Here is a 6,044-nt window from a genome sequence, read left to right as displayed (position 1 = left end):
GCCAACCATGCCGACTTCAATCTCGTCGCAGAACAGACGCGCCGCTTCACCGTCACGGGTGAAGATGCAGGTGCCGTTGCCGTATTCGTGATCGTTGATCAGTTGCATTGCCTCTTCCAGGCTGTTCACGCGAACGATGCACAGTACCGGGCCGAAGATCTCTTCTTTATAGATACGCATCTCTGGGGTGACGTTGTCGAACAGGCAGCCACCGAGAAAGAAGCCTTCTTCATGACCGGCCACGCTGAAACCACGACCGTCGACCACCAGGGTCGCGCCCGCCGCCACGCCGTCGTCAACGTAACCGCTGACTTTGTCGCGCGCCTGACCGGTCACCAGTGGCCCCATGTCCAGACCGCACGAAGTGCCGGCACCGATTTTCAGCGCTTGGATCTGTGGAACCAGTTTGGCCACCAGTGCATCCGCCACCTGGTCACCCACACACACGGCCACCGAAATCGCCATGCAGCGCTCACCGCACGAACCATAAGCCGCGCCCATCAGTGCGCTGACCGCGTTGTCCAGATCGGCATCCGGCATCAGCACGGCATGGTTCTTCGCGCCGCCCAGTGCCTGGACGCGCTTGCCGCGCTTGGTGCCTTCGGCGTAGATGTATTCAGCAATCGGCGTCGAACCAACGAAGCTCAGCGCTTTGACTTCCGGCGCTTCGATCAGCGCGTCCACCGCAGTCTTGTCACCATGCACCACGCTCATCACGCCTTTCGGCAGACCGGCCTCCAGCAGCAGCTGAGCGATCAGCAGTGTCGAGCTCGGGTCACGCTCGGACGGTTTGAGGATGAAGCAGTTGCCGCAGACGATCGCCAGTGGATACATCCACAGCGGCACCATGGCCGGGAAGTTGAACGGGGTGATACCGGCAACAATGCCCAGCGGCTGGAAGTCCGACCACGCGTCGATGTTCGGGCCGACGTTTCGGCTGTACTCGCCCTTGAGGATTTCCGGGGCAGCGCAAGCGAACTCGACGTTCTCGATACCACGCTTCAGTTCACCGGCGGCGTCTTCGAGGGTCTTGCCGTGTTCTTCGCTGATCAGTTGCGAGATGCGCGCTTCGTTCTGCTCCAGCAGTTGCTTGAAGCGGAACATCACCTGCGCACGTTTGGCCGGTGGCGTGTTGCGCCAGGCCGGGAACGCAGCCTTGGCGGCATCGATGGCTTTCTGAATGGTGGCCTGGCTGGCCAATGGCAGCTTGTGGATAGCCTGACCAGTGGACGGATTGAACACATCAACCGCGCGACCGTTCTCGGTCACCAGTTCGCCATTGATCAAATGCGGGATAACGCTCATCGAAAACTCCTGAATTCTTGTCCACGGGCACACGTTAAGGAGTGCCCGTTTTTGTAGGTATATATAGAAGGAAAAATCAGTCGAGCTTGTTCAGCACTTCGCCGACCGCGTCGAACAGACGATCGAGGTCTTGTGGCTTGCTGTTGAAAGTCGGGCCGAACTGCAAGGTGTCGCCGCCGAAGCGTACGTAGAACCCGGCCTTCCACAGGGCCATGCCGGCTTCGAACGGACGCACGATGGCGTCACCGTCACGCGGGGCAATCTGAATGGCACCGGCCAGACCGAAATTACGGATGTCGATAACGTTCTTCGACCCTTTCAGCCCGTGCAGCGCGTTTTCAAAATGCGGGGCGACGTCTGCAACGCTCTGTACCAGGTTTTCCTTTTGCAGCAGGTCGAGAGCCGCCAGGCCAGCGGCACAAGCCACCGGGTGTGCCGAGTAGGTGTAGCCGTGTGGAAATTCCACGGCGTATTCCGGGGTCGGCTGGTTCATGAAGGTCTGGTAGATCTCGGAGCTGGCAATCACCGCGCCCATCGGGATCGCGCCGTTGGTGACTTGCTTGGCGATGCACATCAGATCCGGGGTCACGCCAAAGGTGTCGGCGCCGAACATATTGCCGGTGCGGCCGAAACCGGTGATCACTTCGTCGAACACCAGCAGGATGCTGTGCTGATCGCAGATTTCGCGAAGACGTTTCAGGTAACCCTGTGGCGGAACCAGTACACCAGCGGAACCGGCCATAGGCTCAACGAATACTGCGGCGATATTCGAAGCATCGTGCAGCTCAATCAGTTTCAGCAGTTCATCGGCCAAAGCAATACCGCCCTGCTCCGGCATGCCACGGGAGAAGGCATTGCTCGCCAGCAGCGTGTGCGGCAGGTGATCGACATCCATCATCGCCTGACCGAACAGCTTACGGTTGCCGTTGACGCCGCCGAGGCTGGTGCCGGCGATGTTCACGCCGTGGTAGCCACGGGCACGGCCGATCATTTTGGTTTTGGTCGCCTGACCTTTCAGGCGCCAGTAGGCACGAACCATTTTCACGGCGGTATCGGCGCACTCGGAACCGGAGTCGGTGAAGAACACGTGGTTGAGGTTGCCCGGGGTCAGCTCAGTGATCTTCTCGGCCAGCTGGAACGACAGCGGATGACCGTACTGGAAGCCCGGCGAGTAATCGAGGGTGCCCAATTGCTTGGAAACCGCTTCCTGAATTTCCTTGCGGGTGTGGCCGGCGCCGCAGGTCCACAGCCCGGACAGCGAGTCGTATACCCGGCGGCCTTTGTCGTCGATCAGCCAACTGCCTTCAGCACCAACGATCAGTCGCGGGTCGCGCTGGAAGTTACGGTTGGCGGTGTACGGCATCCAGTGCGCGTCCAGCTTCAGTTGGCTGGCCAGTGGCGACGGCGCGTTTTCAGGCATGTTCATCGGGCAAAACCTCGCAGGGCATAAGCGTCAGGGAGATAAAAAGCGTTGTTGCAGCTAAATTGCCACGCGGATAAAGTCGGTGAAATCCAACTCTTCTAACCTTCAGTTAGAACTTTGCTAAACAATGAGAACAATAAGATGAGCAGCCGTCGCCCCGATCCGCTGGCCCAGGTCAGTGACTTTGATATCCGCTTGCTGCGGATTTTTCGCAGTGTGGTGGAGTGCGGCGGCTTCTCGGCAGCGGAAACCGTGCTCGGCATCGGTCGCTCGGCGATCAGCCAACAGATGAGCGATCTGGAGCAGCGCCTCGGTTTGCGTCTGTGCCAGCGTGGTCGAGCCGGGTTTTCGCTGACCGAGGAAGGTCGCGAGGTGTATCAGTCGGCACTGCAACTGTTAAGTGCGCTGGAAAGCTTTCGCACCGAAGTCAACGGCCTGCACCAGCATCTGCGGGGTGAGTTGATCATTGGCCTGACCGACAACCTCGTCACCCTGCCCCACATGCGCATCACCCACGCCCTCGCCCAATTGAAAGAACGCGGGCCGGATGTGCAGATCCAGATCCGCATGATTGCGCCGAATGAAGTCGAGCAAGGCGTGCTCGATGGGCGTCTGCATGTCGGCGTGGTACCGCAGGCCAGTGCGTTGTCGGGCCTCGAATATCAGCCGTTGTACAGCGAGCGTTCACTGCTTTATTGCGCTGTTGGTCACCCGCTGTTTTATGTCGATGACAAGCAACTCGATGACGAGCGCCTGAATAGTCAGGACGCGATTGCACCGACTTTTCGTTTGCCGGCGGAGATTCAGGCGCATTACCAGGCACTCAATTGCACCGCCAGCGCCTCCGACCGTGAAGGGATGGCGTTTTTGATTTTGACCGGACGCTACATCGGTTACCTGCCGGATCACTACGCCAGCCTCTGGGTGCAGCAAGGTCGTTTGCGTGCGCTGAAATCGCAAACACGTTTCTACGACCTGAGCCTCGCATCGGTCACGCGCAAGGGGCGGCGCCCTCATTTGGTGCTGGAAAGCTTTTTGGAGAGTCTGGCGGCAACGCGTTGAAAATCCGCCGAGGCCCGCCAGTGTTGGGCCCTGGCGACAAATCCGGCAAATAACCTGAGCAAGTGGACAGCTTTTTGCAGTGCTGGATCAACCCCGATCCTTCAACAAGAAGCCTTAAGCCATGCAGCCAGATTCCGCACCGTCCAGCGACCTGATCTACGGCCTCAACGACCGCCCCAAACCCGCCGCTGCAATTCTTGCCGCGCTGCAGCACGTGCTCGCCAGTTTCGTTGGCATCATCACCCCACCATTAGTGATCGGCTCGGCCCTCGGGCTGACTGCGCATTTGCCTTATCTGATCAGCATGGCCTTGATGGTCTCGGGCGTCGGCACGTTTATTCAGGCGCGGCGACCATTCGGGATCGGCGCGGGAATGATCTGTCTGCAAGGCACCAGTTTCGCCTTTCTCGGTGCGGTGCTCTCCGCTGGTTTTCTGGTCAAGCAGCGCGGCGGCAGCCCGGAAGACATTCTGGCGATGATTTTCGGTGTGTGCTTTTTCGGCGCAATCGTGCAGATCGTTCTCAGCCGCTTCATCGGTCAACTGCGTCGCGTGGTTACGCCGCTGGTGACCGGGATCGTTATCACCCTCATCGGTATCAGCCTGATCAAGGTCGGCATCACCGACCTGGGCGGTGGCTTCAATGCGCCGGACTTCGGTGCGCCGGGCAATCTGGCGCTGGGCGTGTTTGTGTTGCTGACGATCATCCTGCTTAACCGCTCGAACACGCCATGGGTACGCTTGTCGGCAATCATCATCGGTTTGCTGCTCGGCAGCCTGGCCGCGTGGTTCAGTGGGAAACTGGTACCGCAGCCATTGCCTGACTTGCCGCTGGTGAGTTTTCCTACGCCGTTCAAGTTTGGCTTCAACTTCGACTGGACGGCTTTCCTGCCGGTCGCGCTGATTTATCTGATCAGCACCATCGAAACCGTCGGCGACCTCACTGCCAACTGCATGCTCGCTCGCCAACCGATCAGCGGCCCTTCTTATATAAGCCGCCTGCGCGGTGGCGTACTCGGCGATGGCGTCAGCTGCATGATCGCCGCGACCTTCAGCGCCTTCCCCAACACCACGTTCGCGCAGAACAACGGCGTGATTCAGTTGACCGGCGTCGCCAGCCGCTACGTCGGGCTGTACATCGGCGCGATTCTGTTTTGCCTCGGCTTGTTCCCGATGATCGGCGCGGTGCTGCAACAGATTCCGAAACCGGTGCTCGGCGGCGCGACCCTGGTGATGTTCGGCGCGGTGGCGGCTGCCGGTGTGCGAATCCTCGCGCAGTCGCCGCTGGATCGACGCAGCATGTTGATCATCGCCACGTCGTTCGGCGTCGGCCTGGGCATCGCCGCACAACCGACCCTGCTACACCTGCTGCCGAAGCTGGTGCAGAACCTGTTTGATTCGGCGATCACCAGCGGCGGCCTGACCGCAATCATCCTGTGCCTGCTGCTGCCGGAGTCGAAAACCGAGGCCGCTGAAGCGCACGCGCCGCTGAACAAGATCGAACAGGCGTAACGGTTTTTCGCGCAAGGACTTGTCGGATGCCTGTGGGTGCGCTATCAACGCAACTGGTTGCACCCACAGACAAACCCGGAAGTGCCTATGACCTTTGAAGTCCCTGCCCATGGCGGCAAACCCGCCAGCCGCATTCGTCAGAAGAACGAAGAGACCATCCTCAAAGCCGCCGAAGACGAGTTCGCTCGTCACGGGTACAAAGGCACCAGCATGAACACCATCGCGCAGAATGCCGGGTTGCCCAAGGCGAACCTGCATTACTACTTCACCAACAAGCTTGGGTTGTACGTGGCGGTGCTGAGCAACATCATCGAGTTGTGGGACAGCACCTTCAACACCCTCACCGCCGAGGACGATCCGGCCGAAGCACTGACTCGTTATATTCGCGCCAAGATGGAATTCTCTCGCCGCCAGCCACAGGCCTCGCGGATCTTTGCGATGGAAGTGATCAGCGGCGGCGAATGCCTCAGCGAATATTTCAATCAGGATTATCGCGCCTGGTTCACTGGCCGCGCGGCGGTATTTCAAGCGTGGATCGATGCGGGCAAAATGGACCCGGTCGATCCGGTGCACTTGATCTTCCTGTTGTGGGGCAGCACTCAGCATTATGCCGACTTCGCCACGCAGATCTGCCGCGTCAGTGGTCGCAGCAAGTTGACCAAGCAGGACATGGAAGACGCCGGCAACAACCTGATCCGCATCATTCTCAAAGGCTGCGGCCTCACTCCTCCTCTATAAGACGTT

Annotated in this window: 5 protein-coding genes (1 of these 5 cut by a window edge); 3 read left to right on the top strand and 2 right to left on the bottom strand. The window is 59.6% G+C overall.

From position 1 onward, the window contains the following. Nucleotides 1–1,305, bottom strand: the 5' portion of a protein-coding gene (locus tag AB4O11_RS12025; RefSeq protein WP_038360740.1) for a CoA-acylating methylmalonate-semialdehyde dehydrogenase. 189 nt of this gene lie to the left of the window's left edge; 1,305 of the gene's 1,494 nt are visible here — the first part of the coding sequence; it begins with the start codon at nucleotides 1,303–1,305; its stop codon lies beyond the left edge, outside the window. Nucleotides 1,306–1,381: 76 nt separating this feature from the next. After that, complete coding sequence (gene aptA, locus AB4O11_RS12020; protein ID WP_093430337.1) at nucleotides 1,382–2,731, bottom strand: omega-aminotransferase AptA; 1,350 nt, start codon at nucleotides 2,729–2,731, stop codon at nucleotides 1,382–1,384. Between the two features lie 138 nt (nucleotides 2,732–2,869). Here aptA and AB4O11_RS12015 point away from each other — a divergent pair, with 138 nt between their 5' ends. The 3 genes from AB4O11_RS12015 to AB4O11_RS12005 all read left to right on the top strand — a co-directional run bounded on the left by AB4O11_RS12015 (nucleotide 2,870) and on the right by AB4O11_RS12005 (nucleotide 6,038). Then, nucleotides 2,870–3,790: a LysR family transcriptional regulator gene (locus tag AB4O11_RS12015; protein WP_007914725.1), complete on the top strand. Its 921-nt coding sequence runs from the start codon at nucleotides 2,870–2,872 to the stop codon at nucleotides 3,788–3,790. A 121-nt stretch (nucleotides 3,791–3,911) separates the two neighbouring features. Continuing rightward, on the top strand, nucleotides 3,912–5,300 hold the full coding sequence (locus AB4O11_RS12010) for a uracil-xanthine permease family protein (protein WP_093430334.1): 1,389 nt from the start codon (nucleotides 3,912–3,914) through the stop codon (nucleotides 5,298–5,300). An 87-nt stretch (nucleotides 5,301–5,387) separates the two neighbouring features. Then, nucleotides 5,388–6,038: a TetR/AcrR family transcriptional regulator gene (locus AB4O11_RS12005; RefSeq protein WP_038360732.1), complete on the top strand. Its 651-nt coding sequence runs from the start codon at nucleotides 5,388–5,390 to the stop codon at nucleotides 6,036–6,038. Nucleotides 6,039–6,044: the final 6 nt, after the last annotated feature.

It is taken from the genome of Pseudomonas sp. H1_D05, from assembly GCF_054682705.1.
This window is presented reverse-complemented; position numbering and strand designations above follow the sequence as displayed.

Excerpts from the sequence above, each read along its gene's own strand:
- AB4O11_RS12005 (WP_038360732.1), top strand. The coding sequence starts at position 5,388 with ATGACCTTTGAAGTCCCTGCCCATGGCGGCAAACCCGCCAGCCGCATT.
- AB4O11_RS12015 (WP_007914725.1), top strand. The coding sequence starts at position 2,870 with ATGAGCAGCCGTCGCCCCGATCCGCTGGCCCAGGTCAGTGACTTTGAT.
- AB4O11_RS12010 (WP_093430334.1), top strand. The coding sequence starts at position 3,912 with ATGCAGCCAGATTCCGCACCGTCCAGCGACCTGATCTACGGCCTCAAC.
- aptA (WP_093430337.1), bottom strand. The coding sequence starts at position 2,731 with ATGAACATGCCTGAAAACGCGCCGTCGCCACTGGCCAGCCAACTGAAG.